17 protein-coding genes and 1 pseudogene are annotated in these 23542 nt (G+C 68.8%); 10 read left to right on the forward strand and 8 right to left on the reverse strand.

Going from position 1 to position 23542, the window contains the following annotated elements:
- Window positions 1-72 precede the first annotated feature (72 nt).
- Window positions 73-405, forward strand: coding sequence for a hypothetical protein (locus XarjCFBP7645_RS06015; protein ID WP_104536558.1), 333 nt, complete (start codon window positions 73-75; stop codon window positions 403-405).
- A 543-nt stretch (window positions 406-948) separates the two neighbouring features.
- Here XarjCFBP7645_RS06015 and XarjCFBP7645_RS06025 read toward each other — a convergent pair.
- The 7 genes and pseudogenes from XarjCFBP7645_RS06025 to XarjCFBP7645_RS22185 form a co-directional block, all read right to left on the reverse strand.
- Complete coding sequence (locus XarjCFBP7645_RS06025; RefSeq protein ID WP_104535401.1) at window positions 949-1239, reverse strand: HigA family addiction module antitoxin; 291 nt, start codon at window positions 1237-1239, stop codon at window positions 949-951.
- 17 nt (window positions 1240-1256) lie between these two features.
- Window positions 1257-1538: a type II toxin-antitoxin system RelE/ParE family toxin gene (locus tag XarjCFBP7645_RS06030; protein WP_016902142.1), complete on the reverse strand. Its 282-nt coding sequence runs from the start codon at window positions 1536-1538 to the stop codon at window positions 1257-1259.
- Between the two features lie 139 nt (window positions 1539-1677).
- The gene (gene recD / locus XarjCFBP7645_RS06035) at window positions 1678-3837 is read right to left on the reverse strand and encodes an exodeoxyribonuclease V subunit alpha (protein ID WP_104536559.1); all 2160 of its coding nucleotides are present in this window, start codon (window positions 3835-3837) and stop codon (window positions 1678-1680) included.
- Window positions 3838-4190: 353 nt separating this feature from the next.
- Entirely contained in the window at window positions 4191-8276 is a 4086-nt protein-coding gene (locus tag XarjCFBP7645_RS06045; RefSeq protein WP_104536561.1) for a UvrD-helicase domain-containing protein, read from the reverse strand.
- A complete protein-coding gene (gene recC / locus XarjCFBP7645_RS06050) occupies window positions 8273-11677 on the reverse strand; it encodes an exodeoxyribonuclease V subunit gamma (protein ID WP_104536766.1) in 3405 nt (1134 codons plus the stop codon). The genes XarjCFBP7645_RS06045 and recC overlap by 4 nt, the downstream gene beginning before the upstream one ends.
- Before the next feature lie 380 nt (window positions 11678-12057).
- Window positions 12058-14865 carry a putative Ig domain-containing protein gene (locus tag XarjCFBP7645_RS22180; RefSeq protein ID WP_429001458.1) on the reverse strand — a complete coding sequence of 936 codons (2808 nt, stop codon included), beginning with the start codon at window positions 14863-14865 and terminating at the stop codon, window positions 12058-12060.
- Between the two features lie 21 nt (window positions 14866-14886).
- Window positions 14887-17302, reverse strand: a pseudogene (locus XarjCFBP7645_RS22185) (beta strand repeat-containing protein); the annotation flags it as partial.
- A 336-nt stretch (window positions 17303-17638) separates the two neighbouring features.
- On the opposite strand from XarjCFBP7645_RS22185, the gene XarjCFBP7645_RS06060 reads away from it, so the two are divergent.
- The 4 genes from XarjCFBP7645_RS06060 (at window position 17639) to XarjCFBP7645_RS06075 (ending at window position 19968) form a co-directional block, all read left to right on the forward strand.
- Window positions 17639-18184, forward strand: coding sequence for a phage tail protein (locus XarjCFBP7645_RS06060; protein ID WP_104536562.1), 546 nt, complete (start codon window positions 17639-17641; stop codon window positions 18182-18184).
- 65 nt (window positions 18185-18249) lie between these two features.
- Window positions 18250-18777, forward strand: coding sequence for a phage tail protein (locus XarjCFBP7645_RS06065; RefSeq protein ID WP_104536563.1), 528 nt, complete (start codon window positions 18250-18252; stop codon window positions 18775-18777).
- 60 nt (window positions 18778-18837) lie between these two features.
- On the forward strand, window positions 18838-19377 hold the full coding sequence (locus tag XarjCFBP7645_RS06070; protein ID WP_104536564.1) for a phage tail protein: 540 nt from the start codon (window positions 18838-18840) through the stop codon (window positions 19375-19377).
- A 12-nt stretch (window positions 19378-19389) separates the two neighbouring features.
- Window positions 19390-19968, forward strand: a complete 579-nt coding sequence (locus tag XarjCFBP7645_RS06075) for a GNAT family N-acetyltransferase (protein ID WP_104536565.1) — start codon at window positions 19390-19392, stop codon at window positions 19966-19968.
- Here XarjCFBP7645_RS06075 and XarjCFBP7645_RS06080 read toward each other — a convergent pair.
- Entirely contained in the window at window positions 19961-20248 is a 288-nt protein-coding gene (locus tag XarjCFBP7645_RS06080) for a DUF6916 family protein (RefSeq protein ID WP_104536767.1), read from the reverse strand. The two genes, XarjCFBP7645_RS06075 and XarjCFBP7645_RS06080, sit on opposite strands and share 8 nt — an antisense overlap.
- A gap of 235 nt (window positions 20249-20483) precedes the next feature.
- Between XarjCFBP7645_RS06080 and XarjCFBP7645_RS06085 the strand changes: the two genes are divergently transcribed.
- From XarjCFBP7645_RS06085 to XarjCFBP7645_RS06105, 5 genes are read left to right on the forward strand one after another with little or no spacing between them, the layout of a single operon-like run.
- Complete coding sequence (locus XarjCFBP7645_RS06085) at window positions 20484-21278, forward strand: ABC transporter ATP-binding protein (protein WP_104536566.1); 795 nt, start codon at window positions 20484-20486, stop codon at window positions 21276-21278.
- Window positions 21278-22027, forward strand: coding sequence for an MlaE family lipid ABC transporter permease subunit (locus tag XarjCFBP7645_RS06090; RefSeq protein ID WP_104536567.1), 750 nt, complete (start codon window positions 21278-21280; stop codon window positions 22025-22027). The genes XarjCFBP7645_RS06085 and XarjCFBP7645_RS06090 overlap by 1 nt, the downstream gene beginning before the upstream one ends.
- Window positions 22028-22038: 11 nt before the next feature.
- Window positions 22039-22584, forward strand: coding sequence for an outer membrane lipid asymmetry maintenance protein MlaD (mlaD, locus tag XarjCFBP7645_RS06095; protein WP_104536568.1), 546 nt, complete (start codon window positions 22039-22041; stop codon window positions 22582-22584).
- A complete protein-coding gene (locus XarjCFBP7645_RS06100) occupies window positions 22581-23243 on the forward strand; it encodes an MlaC/ttg2D family ABC transporter substrate-binding protein (RefSeq protein ID WP_104536569.1) in 663 nt (220 codons plus the stop codon). Before mlaD ends, XarjCFBP7645_RS06100 begins: the two co-directional genes overlap by 4 nt.
- Window positions 23233-23532, forward strand: coding sequence for an STAS domain-containing protein (locus XarjCFBP7645_RS06105; RefSeq protein ID WP_181126190.1), 300 nt, complete (start codon window positions 23233-23235; stop codon window positions 23530-23532). The genes XarjCFBP7645_RS06100 and XarjCFBP7645_RS06105 overlap by 11 nt, the downstream gene beginning before the upstream one ends.
- Window positions 23533-23542: the final 10 nt, after the last annotated feature.

The following is a 23542-nucleotide window of genomic DNA, read 5'->3' on the forward strand; positions in this document are numbered from 1 at the left end:
TTGCTAGGCCTTGACCTCCCATACATCCCCCACCCGCCATTCTCGGCTCCAGACTCAACTGGAGAACATACGATGATGAAGTGGATGGGCACCGCGCTGGCCGCGGCATTGCTGGTGAGCGGTTGCGTCAAGGAGGAGGGCGAGAAGTTCGTCGGCCACTGGGTCAACGTGCAGACGCAGGAAGAGACGATGGACATCGAGCGCAATGGCGAGACCTTCATGGTCCGCAGCACCACGCCGAAATTCTTCAGCCGCAAGCCCAAGACCGAGAGCTACCCGGCGGTCTACAAGGACGGGGCGCTGCAGGTCACCAACGATGGCGAGACGGTGAACTTCGCCATCGACGCGGCTAACGGCCACCTCAACACCGGTGGCGAGCAGTACCAGCGCGTGCCGGCCAAGTAAGCCCACCGCTGTCACCAGCGCCCGCGTGCAGACCTTGCCGGTCGCACGCGGGCGTTTGCGTTTGTGGCCTAGCCGGCCACGCCGAAGGGGCTACTGGTGCACGCTGCGTCGCGCGGGCGCCGGGCCGGACACACCGCCCGTCGCCCGGCCTTGCGCTGCCGCTGCCATTCCACCCCGCGCAAGCCGTACAGTGCGCAGGCACGCCAGGGTCATGGCGCTGCCCGACCGATCAATCCAGCAACTACGAGGGTGTCATGAGCAAGGGGATGGACCAGAAGAAGAGCCAGAAAAAAGAGCCGACCAAGACGCTGAAGGAAAAGCGCGCGGCCAAGCAGGAAAAGAAGGGCAAGTAAGCCGCCCGGCCTGCCAGACGGCAGACGAGGTCAGGCGCAGGCCTGGCCTCGCGTTTTTTGGATGACACCAAGCATCAGTGTGCGCGTTCCTGCCTGCGCACGATCACGCTGCGCTGCTCCGCGATCGACACGCCTTACAGGTCACTGGGCCTGCTCTGTTGTCAGAGTGACGTGCGAGACACCCTTCCCCTCAAGCCGCCAGCCGCTTGATCCGCGATGGCAGATCGCCCAGCGCGCGATGCGCCTGTTCCAGCTCGTAATCGGCTTGCAGGCTCAGCCAGAAGCGCTCGGTCGTGCCCAGCGCTGCGGCCAGGCGCACGGCGGTGTCGGCGGTGATACCGCGCTTGCCCAGCACGATCTCGTTGATGCGGCGCGGCGGTACATCGGTAGCCCGCGCCAGTGCGTTCTGGCTGATGCCCATCGGCTCGAGGAACTCCTCAAGCAGGATTTCGCCAGGGTGGATGTTGGGTAGGACTGTCATGGACAGATGCCTCGTGCTCAGTGGTAATCGACAATTTCGACCTCGGCGACATCGCCCTCCATCCATCGGAAGCAGATGCGCCACTGGTCGTTGATCCGGATGCTGTACTGCCCGCGCCGCTCGCCCTTCAACGCTTCCAGCCGGTTGGCGGGCGGAATGCGCAGATCGTCGAGGTGCGCGGCAGCGTTGAGCATGCGCAACTTGCGGCGCGCGACCGACTGGATGTCGGCCGGCAACCGGCGGGAGCGCTCACCCATCCAGATCTTTTCGGCTTCCTTGTCGACAAAGCTCCTGATCATGCTGTAACCATAACGCGATCCGTCATATGACGCAAGCCGTCATGGCTGAGTGGTCAGTCAGGTTCCGTAGGCAGCAGTCATCCGAAGATTTCGGATAACTGACGCTTGCTGTCACTCCACTTTCGTTGAACACCCTTAATCAGAACAACGACCCCTGCACGGGCAACGCAGTGGATGGTTCTGTTGCTGGCTTGGCGGGTGCCGCCTGCTGCTGCGCCCCCAACCGCCACGCGAGACCCGAGATACGCGCGGCGTGCCGGGCGAGTGCGCTGCGGATGACCGCTTCGCTGCCGGCCAGGTGCAGGGCGCGGCGGGCGCGGGTGATGCCGGTGTAGAGCAGTTCGCGGCTGAGCACGCGGGCGTCGCGGGTGGGCAGTTGCAGCCAGACGGTGTCGAATTCGCTGCCCTGGGCCTTGTGCACGGTCATGGCGAAGGCGCTTTCGTGCGCGGGCAGTGCGGCGGGGTGGAAGCCGCGCACCTGGCCGTCGCCGTCGCCTTCGAACCAGGCGACCAACGGGCCTTGGGCCCAGCTGTCGGTGCCTGGGTCGCGGCGGCTGGCGGTGCCAACGGGCTGGCCTGGCCCTGAAGAGGCGCCTTCGTCGCTGCGCCCCGGAGAGGGGCTCGCGTCGCTTCGCAGGCAGATGCCGACGTCGCCGTTGAACAGGCCGTGGCGGTAGCTGTTTTCGGTGATCAGCAGCAGGCGGCCCTGGAACCAGGGCGAGGCGGCGCCGAGGCGGCGCGCGCCGGAGCCGGTTTCGGCCAGCAGTTGTTCAATACGGGCGTTGAGGCCGCGTGCGCCCTGCGGGCCGGCGCGCACGGCGGTGAGCAGGCGCAGGCGCGCGGCATCGCGCAGGGCGGCGGCCGGGTCTTGCGCGTCGGCCAGCGCGCGCCAGTGCGCGAGCAGTGCGTCGCGGCCCAGGGTGAGCGGGTCTTCGCCATCTTCGTGGAAGTGCACGCCGGCCAGCTCGCCGCTGCGCAGCAGGGCCAGGGCGGTGTCGGCGTCGCCGGCGCGCACGGCGTCGGCCAATGGGGCCAGTGCGAAGTCGTCCGCCTGCCGGTAGCCGCGCAGCAGGTGCACGCGGTGGCCGGCCAGGCCGCCGCCGTGGCTGGCGCCGGGCGTGGTGTCGCCGGGCGCGTTGCCGAGCAGCGCTTGCAGCGCCTGTGCGTCCTGCGGCTGCAGGGCGTCGCCGGGGCCGGCAGCCTGCAGGATGGCGGCGAGCACGTCGCCGGCTTCCACCGAGGGCAGCTGGTCGGCGTCGCCGAGCAGGATCAGCTGGGTGCCATCGGCCACGGCTTCGACCAGCTTGCACATCAGCGGCAGGTCGACCATGGAGGCTTCGTCGACGACGATCAGGTCCAACGGCAGCGGGTTGTCGGCGTTGTGGCGGAAGTGCGGGGAATCCGGGATGACGCCGAGCAGGCGATGCAGGGTGCTGGCGCCGCTGGGCAGGGCATCGGCCAGGGCCGGGTCGATGCCGTTGGCGATGGCGCGCGCGACTGCTAAGCGCAGGCTTTCGGCCATGCGCTCGGCGGCGCGGCCGGTGGGCGCGGCCAGGGCGATGCGCGGGGCCGGGGTGTTGGATGCGTGTGCCTGGGCGATGCGCAGCAGCAGCAGGCGGGCGATGGTGGTGGTCTTGCCGGTGCCGGGGCCGCCGGTGACCAGCAGCAGGGTGCGGCGCAGCGCCAGGGCGGCGGCCTGGGCCTGGCGGTCTGGGTGGTGGGATAGGGCCGGTGGGGCCGTACCTTCCTGGTCGACGGATGGCTCGGGCAGGCCCGTCCCCTCACCCGCCCTTCGGGCACCCTCTCCCGGGGGGAGAGGGGATGAGGCGGCTGCGTTCGGGAATAACTGCACGAACAGCGGTGCCAGCGTGGCGGCGTCGAAGGGCGGCGGCGACTGGGCGGCAATGCGTTGCAGGCCCAGCGCCAGGCGGCGTTCGTACTCGCGGTAGCGGCGCAGGTAGAGCAGACCGTGTTCCAGGACCAGCGGGCAGTCGGCGGCGGCGGGATCTTGCGGATTCGGTTGGTCGACCCAGCGCGAGGCGGCCAGGGTGCGTTGCCAATCGCCCGGGTCCGGGAGTGCGGGCGCTGGGCCCTCGCGCGCGTCCAGCAGCATGCCGGCGCGGCTGGGGTCCAGCCCTGCGTGGCCGCTGGTGACGGCCAGCGAGGCGAGTGCGGCGCCGGCCAACACCTGGGGGTCAGTGTCCGGGGCCAGGCGTTGCAGGCTCTGGGCGAAGGCCAGATCCAGCGGGCGCAGGGCGTCGGCCTTGATCAGGGCGTTGAAGAGGGTTGGGTGGTTCATGGGGTGGACGCCTCCTGAGCGCAGGCGCCCTCACCCCAACCTCCGCTGCGCGCCCCGGCCCGCGCGGCGTGGCGCAGACACTGCCAGGCACGCGCGCCAGTGTGCGCAAGCGGGGTCTGCCCGCCCCGAGAGGAGCGGGGCGTGTGCACAGCGCTGATCGGGCGTGCGGTCTGTTGGGTCATGGCTTGGATGCTTCGGCGGCGGACGTACCCTCACCCCAACCCCCGCTCCGCGCCCCAGCCCGCGCCAGCGGCGCGGGCGCTCCAAGGCACGCGCGCCAGTGGCGCGCAACCAGTGCCTTATCGCCCCGGGGGGAGCGGGGCTTTGGTGCGTCAGCGGTAAGGGGTTGTGCGCTAGCGGGCATCGGGCGTGCCTGGGTTGCTGGATGTCGGCTCCGGGGCGCTGCCGGCGAACAGGGCGTCCAGGGCTTGGACCAGCGCCGGGTCGAAGCGCCAGGCGTGGATGCCGGGTGCGGGCGTGGCGCGGTTGACGGCGTCGACGCCGGCGTCGGAGTCGAAACCCGAATCGGAGATGGAGCTGGCTCCATTGACGAGGTCGGAACCGGAGGCGGCGCTGGCGCTGGCGCCGTTGACGGAGTCGGAGTCGGAGTCGGAGTCGGAGTCGGAGTTGGAGTTGGAGTTGGAGTCGTAACCGGAGTCAAAACCGGAACCGAGGATGGAGCTGGAGTCGGCTGCGGGGTTGCGGGTGGCGTACAGGCCGCGGCAGAACAGGTAGCGCACGCCGCCGAAGTCGCGGGCGTAGTCGTAGCCATCGCCCAGGCGGAAACGCAGCCAGCGGTGCAGGGCGACGGTGTAGATCAGCGCCTGCAACTCGTACTCGCTGTGCGCCATGGCGCGGGCCAGGGCGTCGGCGTCGTAGCAGGGCAGGCGGTTGGATTTGTAGTCGAGCACGTACCAGCGGCCGTCCATGGTGTAGGTGAGGTCGATCAGGCCGGTCATCAGGCCTTCCAGCCGCTGGCGCATACCGAACGCCTGGCGGTCGCCGACCACGCCGAAGCGATGCAGCAGTGCGAGCAGTGCATCGACGCGGGTGGGCCGCATGGCGAAGTGGAATTCCATCTCGTTGCGGCGCTGCGGCGCGGGCACGGCGGCCAGGGTGGTGCCTTCGGGCAGGGCCACGGTGAGGGTGTGGCCGATCAGCGCGGTGAGCATGGCCAGGCCGTCGTCCCATTCCTTCTCGACGTAGCCGCCGCGTTGCAGCGCCTCGAGGATGGCGGCGGCCTGGCCCTCGGGTGCGGGCAGGCCGGGGCGCCAGGCCTGCCAGGCGGCGAAGTCGCAGCGCTCGAACACGTCGTGCATCACCACGCCGAAGCGGTTGCCGGCAAAGCGCGGGTCGAAGGTGTCGACTTCGGCGGCCACCGCAACGGCCTCGCTGCCGGAGGGCTCGTCGCTGCCGCCACTGCCGACCACCGTGGCGCTGGCCATTGGGTCGGTGGCGGCGCCGGCATCGGCATTGGCCAGTTGGGTGAAGCTGTAGACCCACCACTCCGGTGCGATATGCCGCTGCGGGGCGCGCGCGGGCGGCACCTGCGCCTCGACCGGCGGCGGCAGGCGCGGCAGGTTGGCCGGTGGCGTGGAGGTGTCCACCACCACTGCGCCCTCGCCGGCCGCGCCCTGCAGCGCGTCCAGCGCGCGCAGCATGCCAGACAGTGCGGTGCGCTCGTGCTGGTGGAACGGGCCGCTGGCGATCCACAGCGCGTGCTCGGCACGGGTCAGGCCGACGTAGAGCAGGCGTGCGTCTTCGGCGCGTTGTTCCTGCTTCCAGGCCGCTTCGGCGGCGCTCCAGGTTGGGTCGTCTTTATCAGTCTTCCAGTGCAGCTGGCGGCCAAGCTCCGGCGCATGCACCACGCAATGGCGGCCGGCGCCCTTGTCGCTGCGGCCGATGCCGATGTACGGCAGGAACACCAGCGGATATTCCAGGCCCTTGCTCTTGTGCAGGGTGACGATCTGCACGCGGCGTGCGTCCGACTCCAGCCGCAGTTGCTGGGCTTCGTCGTTGTCGTCGGCATTGGCGATGCGGCGCGACAACCAGTCGACCAGGCCATGCGGGCCGAGCGCGCGGGCGTCGGCCTCCTGCAGCAGTTCGGCCAGCTGCAGGTAGTTGGTGAGGCGGCGCTCGCCATCGACCAGGGCGAGCAGGCGTTGCCCGTGCGCGGCGCCCAGGTCGCCGATCAGGGCGAGCGGGCCACCGCGTTGCCAGCGCTCGCGCCAGTCCAGCGCCTGCTGCTGCCAGCGGCGGTGACGCTCGCCGTCGTGCGCGAGCGCGGCGATGGCGGCGGCGTCCGCGCCGATCAGCACGGTGGCCAGCGCGGCGCGCAGGCGGCTGTCGTCGCCCGGGTCGAGCAAGGCCTGCAGCAGGGCCAGCAGCTCCAGCGCCTCGTCGGTGGCGAACAGGCTCTGCTTGCCGGCCGCCACGGCGGGGATGCCCACCGCGCCCAGCGCCTGCTGCATGCGCGTGGCCTCGCCGTGGCTGCGTACCAGCACGGCGATATCGCCGGCCTGCACCGGGCGGCCAGTGACGGTGGCGGTGCCGTCGCGGCCACCGGCCAGCCAGCCGCGGATCGCCGCCGCGCAGGCGGCGGTGGCCAGCTCGCGGGCGCGGTTGGCGCTCCACGGTTTGGGCTTTCCTTTAATGGGCGGCGGCGGTTCCGGGGCGCGCCACAGCGTCAGCGCCGGGGCGGGGCCGCCATCGCGTTGCAGGTCGGCATCCGCCCGCTTGGTGCCGGGCCGCACCGGGTGGAAGGCGATGCCATCGGTGAGGAAGGCATCGCCGTAGCCGGCCTGCGCGTACAAGGCGTCGATGGCCGCCAGCACGCCCGGGCGCGAGCGGAAGTTGTGGCTCAGCGGCGGGGCGAGTTCGGCAGTGACGGCGGCGGCCAGATAGGTGCGCACGTCGCCGCCACGGAAGCCGTAGATGGCCTGCTTGGGGTCGCCGATCAGAAACAGCGCCGGCTCCAGGCCGGCCGCGCGTGCGCGCGGGCCTTCGCCGAACACGTTGGAGAAGATCGCCCACTGGCGGTCGTCGGTGTCCTGGAATTCGTCCACCAGCGCGATGGCGTATTGCCCGCGCAGCCGCGTGACCAGCGCCTGCGCCTGCGCGCCTTCCAGCGCGTGCGCGACACCATCGACCAGGTCGTCGTAGGTCTGCACGCGGCGCTGGCGCTTGAGCAGTGCCAGCCGTGCGATGGCATCGTCGCGCAGCGCGTGCAGCAGGTCGATGCGGCGACGTGTGCGCCATTCTTCGACACGGGCCAGCGCGGTGAGATAGCCGTCGATCGCGTGGCTCAGCGGCGAGGCCGGGGTGCGATCGACGAACTTCTTGTTGGTGCCGGCGGCCAGTTCAGCAGCGGTCAACTTGATCAGCTTGGCGTGCGGGGCGGTGGTGACCGATGGCGCGGCGGCGAAGCTGTCGAACCAATGCCACAGCGCTGCCAGCCACTCCGGTTTGTAGCTGACCTTGCTCAGCATGCCGCCGTCGATGGCAGCCATGAGAGTGTCGAAAAACGCGGTGCCGTGGGTCTGGAATGCCGCGGCCAATGCGGCGCTGGCGGCTTGCACCGCTTGCAGCAGCGCAACGGAATCGTCGTGTGTTGTGGCGGGCGCCGGCAGCAGCGTTGGATGGCGCACCAGCGCGCGCAGATCGCTGGCCAATGCCTCCGGGCCGCCCGACCACAGCGCGATCAGGTCTTCGGCCATTGCCGCATCGGCGGCGCGCTGGCGCCAGAGATCGGCGGCAACTTCGCCCAGCAGTTCGCGGTCGTTGGCGAGCAGTTCCGGTGCGGCGAAGGCCTGGCCGCTTTCCAGCGCATGCTCGCGCAGCACGCGCGCGCAGAAGCCGTGGATGGTGAACACGGCGGCCAGGTCGATTTCTTCCACCGCCTGCTGCAGGCGGCGGCGCAGGGCGGCGGGTGTTTCGGTGCCGGTGGCCAGGTGGGTGGCGAGGATGGCGCGCGTAAGCAGGACATCGGGCGCGTCCTGTAGGAGCGGCCCTGGCCGCGACGGGTCGTCGGCGAAGTCGGTCGCGGCCGGGGCCGCTCCTACGAGGGCGGTGGGTGTTTCGGTGCCAGGGGCCAGGTGCGTGGCGAGAAAGGCGTCTGGCGCGTCCTGTAGGAGCGGCCCTGGCCGCGACGGGTCGTTGGCGAGGTCGGTCGCGGCCCGGGCCGCTCCTACGGGGGCGTCGGGGACCAGGGTTGCGGCCAGCACCAGGCGCTCGCGGATGCGGCGGCGCAGTTCCTGGGTGGCGGCCTCGGTGAAGGTCACCGCCAGGATCTGTCCGATGCGCAGCCCGCGCTCCACCACCAGCCGGGTGAACAGCGTGGCCAGGGTGAAGGTCTTGCCGGTGCCGGCGCTGGCCTCGATCAGGCGTACGCCATGCAGCGGCAGGTGCAGATACGGGTCGGTGACCGGGCTGGCGCTCATTCGGCCTCTTCCTGCGCGCCGTGCCAGTGGCGCCAGCTCTCGATCAGACGCTCCGGATCCAGCGTCGCATCCGCATTGCCGTGCTCGAGCAGGCCGTACACGCGATGGCTGGTGGTGGCGAAATCGGCAAAGCGCTGCGCGTCGGCGAACGGGTCGCGGCCGCGGTTGACCAGGCGCAGTTCCGGGCTGTGCGATTCGCTCCAGCCGAAGCTGGATTGCCACTGCCCGGCGGCGTCCTTGATGGCCTTGTCCAGGTCGTTGCTGCGCGCGGCCTGGTGATACTTCCAGCTGCTGTAGGGCGCGAACGCCAGCGGCGTCTGCAAGCCCTGCCGATACACCTGCAGCAGGGCGGCCAACGCGCCCTGCGCCTGCGTTTGCGACAGCGGCTCGGCGTCGATGGGATGCGGGCCTAAACCGTCTTCGTCTTCGAAGAAGCGCACATACGGCGCGTGCTCGCCGGCGGCGCGCAGCAGCAGCCATTCCAGGCCGTGGCGGATCGCGCTGCGGCCGCTGAGCGCGCCGACCTGCACCCGCCCCACCCCGCTCGCATACCAGCCGGGCACGCGGCCGTGCACCTCGGTCTGGCCGATCTGCACCTGCAACCGGCGCGACTGCCCCGGCGCCTCCCCGCGCCAGTGCCGGAATGCCTCGGCATACGGGCGCAGTTGCGCCACCCGCTCGTCGAGCTGGCGGCGGCCCAGCGGCCCGGACGGCAGCAGCGCGCGCGCGCGCAGGCGCTCGTAGAGCCGCTCGGTGTCGCCGGCCAGCGCGGCGTCGAACACATGCTGCTGCAGGCCGTATTGCTCCAGCCCGCGCGTGGGCGCGAGCAGCGGTTCCAGATCGCTGTCTTCGCCGGCCGGATCGGGCAAGCGCATCCCCAGGCGGTGGCGCAGGAACTGCCCGGCCGGGTCGGCGAACAGGCGGCGCAGCGCATCGATCGAGACGCTGGTCGGCACTGCGATGTCATCGGCCGGCAACGCACCGGCCACCCACGGCGCCAGCGGCTGGCGCTGGCCGGTAAGGCTGTCCACCGCGGGGCGCCACTGCCGGCGATAACTGAAACGGCGCGGGTCGGCGCCGTGATCGCCCGGCGCACCGAAAGCGGCAGCGGCAAACGGCTGCAACGGGTGCTGCACCACCAGCGTGTCGATTGCCGCCGGGTCGGCGTGGTACTGCGCGGCACTGCCCAGCAGTTCGCTGACCAGCACCGACGGTTCGCGCGCGCTGCCATCGCGCGCATCGGCACCGAGATAGCTCAGGTAGAACACCTCCTGCGCGGAGGCGAACAACTGCAGGAACAGGAACCTGTCGTCCTCGCGGGTCGAACGGTCGCCGTGGCGGCGACGCTCGGTGCCCAACTCGACAGTGAGGCGATTGAGCCCGGCGGCCGGGTCGCGGCGCGGGAAGTCGCCATCGTTCATGCCGAGCAGGCAGATCGCGCGGAACGGCAGCAAGCGCATCGGCACCATGCGGCCGAAACTGATGCCGCCGGTGAGCAGCGGCGCACGCGTGTCCGACTCGCCCAGCACCGCGGCAAAATGCGCGCGCACCACCTCGGCCGGCACATCGCCTGCGTAGTCGGCGCGCACCGCATCGCGGGCGAACTGGTCGATCAAGCTACGCAGGCGGTCCAGCGCGCGCTGCGCACGCGGTGCCGAGGGCGCTTTTGGCATCAGCGCCTCCAGCAGGCCGAGCAGTCGCTCGCGCCACTGGACCGGCGTCATCGCCTCGGCCAACACGGACTGGTGGCGTTCGAGCACGCGCAGCAGCTTCAACAAGATATCCAGTGCGGCCAGCGCGCTACCTTCCAGCTGCGGCCATGGCGCCACGCCCTCGATATCGTCGTCGGCGCCGCTGGCATGGCCGAGCAGCAGCCGGTCCAGTGCGAAGCGCCAGGTGTAGGCGTCGTCGCCCGGTGCCTGATGCTGTCGCCGGTGCGCCGCATCCAGCCCCCAGCGCGCGCCGGCGGCATGCAGCCAGCCGCGTAGACGTTCCAGCCCGGCTTCGTCCAGGCCGGCGGCCTCGGCGATCGGCGCACTGGCGAGCAGGTCGAGGATCTCGTGCAGGCCGAAGCGTGCGATCGGCAGGCCGAGCAAGCTCAGGAACACTTCGGCCAGCGGCTCGCTGGCCAACGGGCTGGCGTCGGCCAGCGCGTACGGCAAGGCATCGTCGTTGCCGTGGCTGCCGAACACCGCATCCAGATACGGCACGTACGGGTCGATATTTGGCGACAGCACCGCGATCTCGCGCGGCTGCAGCGGTGGGTCGAAGCGCGCATCGTCGAGCAAGGCGCGCAGCTGGTCGTGCAGCACCTGCAGCTCGCGCAGACGGGTGTGGCAGGCGTGCACCTGCAGGCTGGGGTCGTGCAGATTCACCGCCGGCAACGCGGCAGGCACGCTGGGCGCGCGGCGATGGAACAGGTCGCTCTGCATGCGCCGCAGCAGGCTGTCGCCCAGGCCGCCGTCAGCCAGTGCGCGGCGGCCGGATTCCAGCGGATCGGCGTAGGCGGCGATCTCGGCCAGCGGGTGCACCACCTCGTAGTCGCCGACCAACGCCATGAAGTCGCGCCCGGCCGCGCCCCAGGCCTGCAGCAGCGGGTTCTCCTGCACCTGCTCGGCAAACAGCTGCACCGCACCGTCTTCGCGACGGCGCTGCCACAGGGTCTGCAGGTCGCCCCAGTAACCTTGCGTGGGAGTGGGCAGATAGAAATGCAGCGTGCCCACGCGCGCCTGCGTGGCCAGCACGCGCAGCACGTCGGGCGAGATATTCAAGATGGCGAAGGCGAACAGGCGCCTGGGCAGGCCCTGCGGCAGCGGACCGTCCGGGCGTGCGTAGCGGTCCAGATACTGGCCGATGCGGCGCGCGCGGTATTGCCGGCCGGCGGCGATGCTGCGCCACAGGCGCGCCTGCGGATCATCGGGGTCGGCGCCGCCTTCCCAGCGCAGCAACCAGTCGCGTCGCCAGGCCTGGTACTTCTCGAACACGTTGCCCAGCTCGCCGGCCAGCGCCCAGGGCTTGAGCGCATCGCCATCGGACAGATAACCGGCCAGGGGCGCCAACGCCGCATCGCTGCCCAGATCGGCCTGCAACGCGGCATACAGGCGCCACTGCGTGGTGGCCATGTCCAGATCGTCGTCGGCCGGGCCGAGATTGCATTCCAGCGCGCGCGCGACGAATTCGCCGGGAGTGAGGAATTCCAGATTGGCCGCCACCCCGTGCTCGGCCGCCAGCGTGGACTGCAACCAGCGCCGCATCGCCACCTGCGGAATCAGCACCACCTCCGGCTGCAGCAACGGCTGCTCCGGCACCGGCCGGCGCAGCTCCTGTGCGAGCAAGGCAGCCAGCGTATCCAGCGCATTGGAGGGATAGAGGCGGAAATCGGGCGCGGAAGTGGCGTGCATGCGTGCGTGCATTGTGCCGGATGCGGCCGTGCTGCGCTGTTGGCCCAGGGCCGGCGCGCAGCGAGTGGCGCCACTGTTCGGCCGTACTGGAATGGGCAGACGCGCGGCCGAACTCGGCGATCGACCGCCGACACGCTGCGGAGCTACTGCACCCGAACGCAGCAGGCGCGAGCGGATTGCGGGTTGCCTTTGATGCAGTACTGCCTGCGATGCCGTGCGGCCGCGGCGCTCGGCGATATCGCTGCAAGCCACCGTCGACCAACGCGCCTCCAGGCGCCGGCACCGCCATGCAATACCCCTGCGGCGGCATCACAAAAAGCGATGGGCCGGGATGTTCGCCCGGCCCATCGCATTGGCCTGATGCAGGACGCTGGAGACGATCAGTATTTCTTTTCCAGGTTGATCATCCAGGTCTGGTCGTTGTTGCTGTCGCCATCGGTGATGCCGCGGTATTCCAGCCGCGTCGACAGGCCCTGCTCGGTCAGCAACGCCGCGCCGATGCCGACCATCAGGCGGTTGCGATCGAACGCGCTCTGGCCTGCGCGGTAGAACGGCCCGCCGTTCAGATCGGCATAGCTCAGCGTGGCATCGCCGCGGCCCTGGAAGTCGCGCTGATATTCCACGCGCAACTGCGGGGTCAGCCGGCCCCAGGCCACTTCGCGGCGCCATTCCAGGCGCAGACCCAGGTTCCCGGTGGTGGTGGCCACGTCCATGTCGTCATAGCGCAGCGCGAACGGCGCCACGCCGTCTTCGACATAGCCATCCAGCGTGGCGCGCGCCACATCCACACGCGCATACGGGGTGATCTGCAGCTCGCCGCGTTGCAGGTCCGCACCGGTGGACAGCGAGGCGATCCACTGCTTGCCGTCGCGGCTGCCTTCGGCCATCGAGGCGTCGTCGGTGACATAGCGGCGCAGGTCGTAGGACAGCAGCTGGTAGCCGACCAGGGTGTCGAAGAAGAACGCCTTGCCCGGATGGAAGCTGGCATACAACGCCATGGTGTAGGCGGCGGCCTTGGAGTGGCTGCCGTTCCTGCCCACATCGCTGTCGTCGCGGCCCCACCCCAGGCCCGCACCGATCGCCAGCGACTGCGCCACCCGGTAATCGGCGCCCACGCTCAGGCCGTCGGTCTGGAAGTCCACCCCGTTGCTGTTGGACTGCTTGTCCAGGCTGCCCGAGCGGATCGCACCGCCCACCCACAGCCCCAGATCGCCCTGGCCCTGCGCAGCGCTGTTGCCGCTGCTGGCCACTGCCGGCGCATCGCGGAAGTCGTTGTCGGCCTCCTGCGTGTCCGGGCTGCAGGGCTGCGCACTGATGCCGCGGTCGGCCTGACGGCAATGCGAGGTCGGCTGGAAGCTCACCGCGTTGCTGAAGGTGCCGCCGCCGCGATGGGTGGCTTCCAGACGGCGCTGGAAGTTGTCGATCTGCGCCCGCGCAAAACGCCGCGTGGACTCGGACTGCGCATCGATCAGGCCACGCACTTCCGCATCCACGCTGGGGTCGCGACGCGGTGCGATGGTGAACACCACGTTGGCCGGCACCGAGGTGGCATACGCATTGGACAAGGTGAACTGCACCGTGGCCTGGCCGACAAAGGCCGGGTTGGGCGTAAAGGTCAGGGTGAAGGTGGGTCCGTCGACAACCGCCGCCGGCGATGGGCCGGACGCACGGGCCGCTGCCGAGGCACCGCCGACACGGGTGATGGTGGCGGTACCGGCCGACGCAGGCAGCACCGCGACCACGGCCGCCGCCACGAACGGCCCGCCAGTGGCATTGCGGGTCAGGTCGACCTGTTGCGCCTCGCCCGGCACTGCCGCAGCAGCGACCGACACCGCGACCGGCCGCGCATTGACCGCAATGGTCAACGTGGCCGCCGCCGAGGTGCCGCCGCTACCGGTGACCGTGTAGCTCACCACATCGGTGCCGACGAAACCGGCGGCCGGCGTGTAGACCAGCTCCAGCCCGTTGACCACGGCGGTGCCGTTCGTGGGCGCAGCGGCAATGGCGATCGCCGTGATGTTGCCGGTGTCGTTGGCGGTCACCGCCACCGTCACCGCAGCATCGCTCATGGTGGCCGCCACATCCGCCACCGCCACCGGCGCCGCATCGTTCACCGTGAAGCTGTAGGCCTGGGTGGCGCTGGCATTGCCGGCATCGGCCACCGCGATGGTGAAGGCCGAGGTGCCCTGCGTCGTCGGCGTGCCCGACAGCGTGCCGTCGCTGGCCAGCGTCAGGCCGGCCGGCAGCGTGCCGCTGGCGATGCTGTAGCGATAGGGCGCAATGCCGCCACTGGCCGTGAGCACCTGGTTGTACGCGCTGCCGCGCACCGCCGGTGGCAGGGTCGGTTGCGCCAGCACCAGCGTCGCCGCTGCAATGGTGACCGCATAGCGCTGGCTGGCCTGGGCGGCGGGGCTGGGCGTGCTGTCGGTCGCGGTCAGGGTGAAGTTGAACGTGCCGGACAAGGTCGGCGTGCCGCTGAGCCCGCCGGTCGCAGCGTCGAGCACAACGCCATTGGGTAATGCGCCTGCTGTCAGTGCGTAGCTGTAAGGCGCTGTGCCGCCGGCGGCCGGGGCAATCGTCGCCGCATACGCCTGCCCGGCCGTGCCTGCCGGCAAGGTGCTGGCCGGCAGCACCAGGTTCGGGCCGGCCACCGTCAGTGCATAGGCCTGCGCAGCGGTGAAGGCGTTCGCGTCGGTCGCGGTCACGGTGACGTTGAAGCTGCCTTCCACCGTGGCGGTGCCCGACAGCGTGCCGTTGCTGGCCAGCGTGATGCCGGCCGGCAACGTGCCGCTGGCGAGCGTGTAGGTGTACGGGGCGGTGCCGCCGCTGGCGCTCAGCACCTGGCTGTAGGCCGTGCCACGCGTGGCGGCCGGCAGCGCGGTGGGCGCGATCACGACCACAGGTGCAGCGATGGTCAGCGTGTAGCTGCGGCTGGCCTGCGCCGCCGGGCTTGGCGTGCTGTCGGACACGGTCAGGGTGAAGTTGAACGTGCCCGCCACGGTCGGCGTGCCGCTGAGGGCGCCGGTCGCCGCATCCACGACCACACCCGCCGGCAGGACGCCGCCGGTCAATGCGTAGCTGTAGGGCGCAGTGCCGCCGGTGGCCGGCGTGATCGCCGCGGAGTACCCCTGCCCGGCCGTGCCTGCCGGCAAGGTGCTGGCCGGCAGCGCCAGGTTCGGGCCGGCCACGGTCAGTGCATAGGCCTGATTGCCGGTGAAGCTGCCCGCATCGGTCGCGGTCACGGTGAAGTTGAAGCTGCCTTCCACCGTGGCGGTGCCCGACAGCGTGCCGTTGCTGGCCAGGGTGATACCGGCCGGCAACGTGCCGCTGGCGAGCGCGTAGGTGTACGGCGCGGTGCCGCCGCTGGCGCTCAGCACCTGGCTGTAGGCCGTGCCGCGCGTGGCGGCCGGCAGCGTGGACGGCGCGACCACGATCGGCGGCGCGGCGATGGTCAACGTGTAGCCGCGCGTGGCCTGCGACGGCGTGCCTGTGGTGCTGTCGGTGGCGGTCACGCTGAAGGTGAAGCTGCCCACGCTGCCGGGGGTGCCGGTCAGGGCGCCGCTGCTGCCGTTGAGCGTGATGCCCGCCGGCAGGGCACCGGCGGTGACGGCGTAGGTGTAAGGCGTAACGCCGCCGGTCGCCGGATTGAGCGCGCTCGAATAGGCCTGGCCTGCGGTGCCGGCCGGCAGGTTGGTCGCCGGCAAGGTCGTCGTCGCCACGGCCACGGTCAGCGTGTAGGCACGGTTGCCGCTGGTGGGGCTACCGCCGCTATCGGTGGCGGTCGCGGTGAAATTGAAGCTGCCACTGGCGGTGGGCGTGCCGGACAGCACGCCGGCAGCGCTCAGGGTCAACCCGGCCGGCAACGCACCGGCGGTGATGGCAAAGGTGTACGGCGCGGTGCCGCCGCTGGCGCTCAGGGTCTGGCTGTAGGCGCTGCCCGCGGTCGCCGCCGGCAGCGATGCCGGCCCAACCGTCACCACCACGTCGTCGTTGACGATGGTGCCGGTGCCGGTGGCGCGCGCGATGCTCGCGTTGCTGGCGCCGGACAGGCCGACGCTGAAGGTCTCGTTGGATTCGACCGCAGTGTCGCCATTGACGGTGATCGCCACGCCCTGCGCGGTGACGCCCGGCGCGAAGGTCAGCGTACCGGAGCGGGCGACGTAGTCGCTGCCGGCGGTGGCGGTGCCATCGGCGGTGGCGTAATTGACCGACACGGTCTGGCCGCTGGCCATACTCAGGCTCACCGTGAAGGTGGCCGTGGTGGTGCCGCTGTTGCCTTCGTTGACGCTGACGTCGTCGATCGACAGTGCAGGCAGCGCATCGTCGTTGACGATCGTGCCCTGGCCCTGGCTGTCGCCCACGCTCGCCCCGGTGACGTTGCTGACGTTGACGAAGAAGGTCTCGTCGGGCTCGCTGAGCGTGTCGCCGTTGATCAGTACGGTGAAGGTGGCGCTGCTGCTGCCGGCGGGGATGGTCTGCCCGGTCAGGCTGGAGGCAACGTAGTCCACACCGGCGGTGGCGGTGCCATCGGCGGTGGCGATATCGAAGCTGACGCCGCCGGTGGCGGCCGGCTGGTTGAGTGAGACGGTGAAGGTGGCATTGGTGGTGCCGGCATTGCCCTCGTTCACCGAGACGTCGTTGATCGACAGCGTCGGCTGGTCGTCGTTGAGGATGGTGCCGGTGGCGCTGTTGGGCGAACCCACGTTGTAGCCGGTGCCGCTCGCAAGGGTCAGCACCACGGTCTCGTCCGGTTCGATGGTGGCATCGGCGGTGGGATTGATGGTGATGGTGCCGCTGGTCTGGCCGGCGGCGATCACCAGCGGCGAACTCACAGCCGCGTAATCAGTGCCCGAGGTCGCCGTGCCGCCAACGCTGAAGACAACCGACACCGCGCTCGACGCGGCCTGGTCGAGCGTGACGGTGTAGATCAGATTGGCCGCACCGTCCTCGGCCACGCTGGACGGAGACACGGCGATCGATGCGGTCGGAAAGTCGTCATTGACGATGGTGGCGGTGGCGCTGGACGGACTGCCGATGCCATAGCCGCTGCCGCTGGCCACGCTGATCACGACCGTCTCGTCGGCCTCTACAGTGGTGTCGGCGACCGGGGTGACGGCAAAGCTGGCCGAGGTGGCGTTGGCGGGTACCACGATGCTGGTCGGCGCGCCCGTGTAGTCGGTGCCGCTGGTGGCCGTGCCGCTGCTGCTGAGGTTGACCGTGGTGGCCGAGCTGCTGGTCTGGCTCAGGGTCACCGTGTAGGTAAATGACGCGCCGCTGTCTTCGTTGCGGCTGGAAGGACTCACCGCGATGCTGGCCGACAGCGCCGGGGTAATGGTGATGTTGACGGTGATGGTGTCGCCGTCTTCGTCTGCCAGCGGAAAGGAGTCGCTGGTGGCCGAATCGCCATTGTGCGTATTAGGTGACGGTCTGCGTGCCTGACCCGCTCTGCGAACTGATCACGATCGTGCCGTGCGCCGGTTGTACGCCGTCCCAGCCGATGCCGAAATTGTTCGGGCCGTCGCAGTTGGTCACGTCGATGACCACAGAGCCGCCCTGAACCACGGTCGCATTCAACGTCGGGCAATACGGCGACGTCGCTGCCATGGCCCAGGCCGGTAACAGCATTGCCACCGCGAGCACCACCAACGTGATGGCAAGACGGATCAGGCCACCGGTGGCGTCCGTTACAGAATTCCGCTGCTTGATCACAATCCGCACCCCTGGAGAGCGCCCCCCGGCGCCGGCACGATCCTCGTGCCTGAAGGCAATGCCGCCCTAGAGGGTCTCCCCTTCGGCATTGCGAGCGTATTTGAACAGGAACTGACTGCAGAATAAAGAACGAAAAATTAATACTTCATTCCAGTTCTGAATGATCGAGGCTTGCCGAATCCGGGCCCGACGAGTATCTGTACGGCAGCCCCGACGCGCGGTCGGTGTTGCACTCACGGGAAGGAAATCCGCATGAGCGAGTTTTTTGTCGGCCAGATCATGATGACCGGTTTCGTTTTCGCTCCAAAGTATTTCGCGCAGTGCAACGGCCAGCTACTGCCGGTCAACCAGAACCAGGCGCTCTTCAGCCTGCTTGGCACCCGCTTCGGTGGCAATGGCAGCACCAACTTCGCGTTGCCGGACATGCGCGGGCGTACCCCGATCGGATTCGCGCCGTCGGCCGACCCGAATTGGCAACCCGCGCCCCCGGCGCTGGGCCAGAGCGGCGGCGCCGAGAATGTCTCACTGCTGCCCAGCAATCTGCCAACACACAACCACCTGCTGGAATCCACAGCCACCGCGGGCAACAACCGCAATCCCGCCGGCCGCAGCTTTGCAAACAACGCAAGCGTCACCGGCCCTGCCACGGCGCTGTATGCGGCGCCGGGTGCGTTGGTGGCAATGAACCAGGCGACGGTAGGCAATGCGGGCGGCAGCCAGCCGCATCCGAACCTGCAGCCATACACCACGCTCAATTTCTGCATTGCGCTGTCCGGCATCTTTCCCTCGCGTAGCTAGTTCGCCGGCACTTCTACACGCTGCCTGCCGATGACGGCGCGGCATCACAGACCAGGAAGGACACCATGGCCACTCCATTCATCGGCGAGATCCGCATGTTCGGCTTCGGCCGCACCCCGCAGGGCTGGCAGGCCTGCGATGGCAGCCTGCTATCGATCTCCGAGTACGAGACCCTGTACGTACTGATCGGCACGCTCTATGGCGGCGACGGGCAGAACACATTCGCAGTGCCCGACCTGCGCGGCCGCGTGCCGCTCCACCAAGGCCAGGGACCGGGGCTGAGCAACTACGTCATCGCCCAGCGCGCAGGCACCGAAGCGGTGACTTTGAGCGAAATGCAGATGCCGGCGCACACGCACACGCTGGTCGCCACCACGGCCGCTGCGACGGCGACCGCGCCGTCCGGACTATTGCCCGCCGCGGTCAGTGGCGACGTGTTCTATGTGACCGACACCACTGGCGCCACTGCGGTGCCGATGGCCACGCAATCGACCACGTTTAGCGGCGGCGGCCAGGCGCACGACAACACCATGCCCACGTTGACGGTGCAGTACTGCATCGCCACCACCGGCATCTTCCCGCAACAGGCCTGATCCCATGCGCCGCGACGGAATCGCTGCGGCACGCATTCGCCCCATCGAAGGAATCCGCTCATGACCGAACCCTACATCGGCGAAATCCAGCTGTTCGGCTTCGATTTCAATCCCGTCGGCTGGGCGCTGTGCAACGGCGCAACATTGCCGATTACGCAGAACACCGTGCTGTACTCGCTGCTGGGTGTTGCCTATGGCGGCAACGGCTCCAGTACGTTCCAGTTGCCCAACTTCTGCGCGCGCGCCGGCTGCGAGCAAGGCCTGGGTGGCGGATTGAGCAACCGGCAGCGTGGCAACACGTTCGGCACTGCCGGGGTGAGCCTGCTGAGCTCGCAGATCCCATCGCACCAGCACAGCATCAGCGCGTTCTCGCAATCGGATCAGACCAAGAAGAGCGGCACGCCCGCCAATGGTGCAGCGCTGTCGTCGCTGGGCAGCACCACCGCACGTCCATTTGCCACCGTGCAGCAGCCCGAGACGCAATTCTCGCCGACGGCATTGCTGCCGACCGGCAATGGGCTGGCGCATGAAAACCAGCAGCCCTATCTTGCGGTGAACTTCTGCATCGCCCTGTCCGGAGATTACCCGGCATTCGGCTGAGGCGAGAAGGGCATGTCCGCCGCCGTCGGCTTTCCCGCGCTGCCCTTTCCGCAACGGCATGCGCCCATCGCACAACCGCCGGTCCTGCACGCGCGCGGCGTCCGGCTACGCGCAGCGAACGCTGCCGACCTGCCATGGCTGCGCGATCTGTATGCGTGCACCCGCAGCGCTGAACTGGCGGCAGCGCCATGGCCGGACGCGACCAAACGCACATTTGTCGACCAACAGTTTGCGCTGCAGCACGCGCACTACCTGACCCACTTTGCCGATGCAGACTTCCTGGTCGTGGAAACCGCGCAGGCGCCGCTGGGCAGGTTCTACCTACAGCGCGCCACGCCGCAGCACGTGCTGGTCGATATCAGCCTGCTGCCGGCCTGGCGCGGCCAGGGCATCGGCACTGCGTTGGTGGCGCATGCGCAGACGTTGGCGCGTGCAGCCGGGTGTCCATTATCGCTGCATGTGCTGCATACCAATCTTGCGGCGCGGCGCCTGTATCAGCGTCTGGGATTTATTGCCGGCGAGTCCAGCGACATGCATCTTGCGATGCAGTGGCGTTGTGCCGAATCCGCAGCTGCGGATGAGTTCAGTTGAAAACCGCCTGATACAGAAAACCATCGCGCTCACGCGCCACTGGCACCAGAAACACTCCAACTTCGCCCAGCCGCGTGTGCCGCAGCTGATAGATCTGTTGCGGAAACAGAAATGCCGAGCTGTTGCGGAACAACAGCGAAAACGGCGCGCGATGTACCGCGTGCGTGGTGGGCAGCGCGCGCGCCTCGACCAGCACGAATGGAACCTCGCCTTCGTTCAATGCGGCCGAGAACGTGTCGTTGACGCTGCCTGCAAAGTGCTCCAGGGTCAGTAAGTCCATTTTGTGCTCATGGTCGGCAGGGAATCCGATCATCCACATAGGGCATACCTGCCACAACACCCATGCGTTCGAAGATTGCGTTGCGTCATGCATGAGACGGCTTGTTGCACACGTATCAGCCGTACTGCGTCTGCTGCAGTACAGGCGTCATGCGACAATACTGCACGCGCCGGTTCGGTTATGTTCAGCCGTGTGACGGTTACTCTATCGCGTTGGAATTCTGTTAAAGGCTTCGATGACGGCGTCCGCATCCCCTGTCGTGCAGTTGTCCGGTGTCCGCATCGATCGCGGCGGTCGCACGATCCTGCGCGACGTCTCGCTTGAGGTGCCACGCGGCAGCATCACGGCCGTGCTCGGTCCTTCCGGTAGCGGCAAGTCCACCTTGCTGGCCGCGCTGACCGGCGAGCTGCGTCCGGTCGCCGGCACGGTCACCCTGTTCGGCGAGGAAATTCCGCATGGCAACCGTGCATTGCTGGAGATGCGTCGCAATGTCGGCGTACTGCTGCAGGGCAATGGCCTGCTGACCGACCTGAGCGTGGCCGACAATGTCGCGCTGCCGCTACGTACGCATACGCGCCTGCCGGCGCCGGTGCTGCAGCGCCTGGTACAGATGAAGCTGCATGCGGTGGGCCTGCTCGCTGCCGCCGATGCTTGGCCGCGCGAGTTGTCCGGCGGCATGGCGCGGCGTGTGGCGTTGGCGCGTGCGCTGGCACTGGACCCGCCGCTGATGATCTACGACGAACCGTTGACCGGGCTGGACCCGATCGCTTCGGGCGTGATCATGAGCCTGATCCAGCGCCTCAACGACAGCCTTGGTCTGACCAGCATCATCGTCAGTCACCATGTGCACGAAACCCTGCCGATCAGCGACCAGGCGGTGGTGATCGCCAATGGCGGCATCGTGTTCGCCGGCACGCCCGAGCAATTGCAGGACAGCACCGATCCGCTGGTGCAGCAGTTCCTGCATGGCCAGCCGGATGGCCCGATCGCCTTCGATGCGGCGCCGCGGCGCGACCGGAGTGCTGCCTGATGGGCATGGTCGAGTCGATCCGCGCCTTCGGCCGCGCCGGGCTGTTCTCGCTGACCGTGCTGCGCGGCTCGGTGCCCACGCGCGACTTCATCGCCGAGCTGGTGCGCGAGATCTACAAGGTCGGCGCGCGCTCACTGCCGATCATCGCCGTTGGCGGTGCCTTCGTCGGCCTGGTGCTGACCCTGCAGGGCTACCGCACGCTGACCACCTACGGTGCGTCGGATGCGCTGTCCACCTTGCTGGGACTGTCGCTGTACCGCGAGCTGGCACCGGTGCTGACCGCGCTGTTGTTCATTGGCCGCGCCGGCAGTTCGATCGCGGCCGAGCTTGGCTTGATGCGCGCCACCGACCAGATCAAGGCGCTGGAGCTGATGGCCATCGACCCGGTCGCCAAGGCGGTGGCACCGCGCTTCTGGGCGGCGGTGCTGACGGTGCCGTTGCTGACCGGCGTGTTCTGCTCGCTGGCCATCACCGGCGGCTACTTCGAGGCCGTACACGTGTTGGGCATCGACAACGGCACATTCTGGTCGGGGTTGAGCAACAGCGTGGACTTCTGGGACGACTTCGGTGTGGCGATGCTCAAGTCGGCGATCTTCGGCGGCACGGCCGCATTGGTCGCCGCCTACGTGGGCTTCCACGCCGAGCCGACCATCGAGGGCACCTCGATCGCCACTACCCGTGCGGTGGTGAACGCCTCGCTGCTGGTGCTGATGTTCAACTTCGTCCTTTCTGCAATGTTGTTTAGGTGAGTGGAATAACTATGGCCATGCGTGGACCACGACTCGAATTCGCCGTCGGCGCCTTTCTGCTGCTGACCCTGGCCTCGCTGCTGGTGCTGGCGGTGGCTTCGACCAACCAGCGCTGGGGCTTCGGGTCCAGCCAGTACACCTTGACCGCGCGCTTCAGCCAGATCGGCCAGCTGCGTGCGCAGGCGCCGGTGAAGATCGGCGGCGTCACCATCGGCAAGGTGTCCGACATCAGCCTGGACCCGACCAAGTTCGACTCGGTGGTCACCCTATCGCTGGACAACAAGTACAAGGATCTGCCCGCCGACACCTCGGCCGGGATCTTCACCAGCGGCCTGCTGGGCGAGAGCTATATCGGGCTGCAGCCGGGCGGCGACCCGCAGACGCTCAAGCCGGGCGAAGAAATCGGCTTCACCCAGCCGGCGGTGGATCTGCTGCAGCTGGTCGGCAAGTACATGTTCAGTGGTGGCGGTGGTGGCAGCAACGCCCCGGCCGCCACCGACGGCCAGGCCCCCGCGCCGGCTCAGACCGCTTCTCCCTCTACGGAATCACACCAATGAAAACCACCCTGCTTTCCGCCATCCTGGCCTCGACCCTGCTGGTGTGCGCACCGGCCACCGTGCTGGCCCAGCCGGCCGCCGCCAGCACGCCCGCGCAGGGCGCTGCCACCAAGACCGTCATCGACAGCAGCACCCGCATCCTGGGCACGCTGGATCAGCGCCGCGCCGAGTTCCGCAGCAACCCGGCCGCCCTGCGTCAGTACATCAACGGCGAATTGAACAAGGCCTTCGACCGCGACTACTCGGCCCGCCTGGTGCTGGGCGTCAACGGCCGTGGTGCTTCCGATGCGGACGTCAAGCTGTTCGCCGATGCGCTGGCCGACAACCTAATGCAGCGTTACGGCACCGCGTTGCTGAACTTCGAAGGCAAGCCGACCTTCCGTGCCAAGTCCGAGAGCCCGTTGCCGGGCAACCGCGGCGTCAAGGTGTCCACCGACCTGCTGCGCGCCGGCAATGACCCGACCCCGGTCGATTACATGATGCGTAACGTCGGTGGCCAGTGGAAGATCTTCGATGTGATGATCGAAGGCATCTCCTACGTGCAGACCTTCAAGACCCAGTTCGACGGTCCGCTGCGCGAGAAGGGCATCGCCAAGGTTGCCGCAGAGTTGCGTAGCGGCAATCTGCAGGTCGGTGCGGCACCGGCCAATGGCAAGTAACAGCTCCATGCAACGCAAGGGCGAGACGCTGGTCCTCACCGGCGTGCTCGACCGCGACGCGGTCACTGCGGCATGGCCGCAGGCGATCGCACAGCTGGACGGCATTCGCACGCTGGACCTGTCGGGTGTACAACGCCTGGACAGCGCTGGCGTTGCGATGCTGGCCGAACTGGCTGCGCGTCTGCGTAGCACCGCAGCCAGCCCTGTCACGGTGGTGGGAGAAGCGTCCGGTCTGGAAGAATTGCGTGCCGCCTACCGTTTGTCCCCTACTTTCGATTTCCAGGCCTGAGTGCCACCCC

This window comes from Xanthomonas arboricola (assembly GCF_002940665.1).
Classification (GTDB): Bacteria; Pseudomonadota; Gammaproteobacteria; order Xanthomonadales; family Xanthomonadaceae; genus Xanthomonas; species Xanthomonas arboricola_B.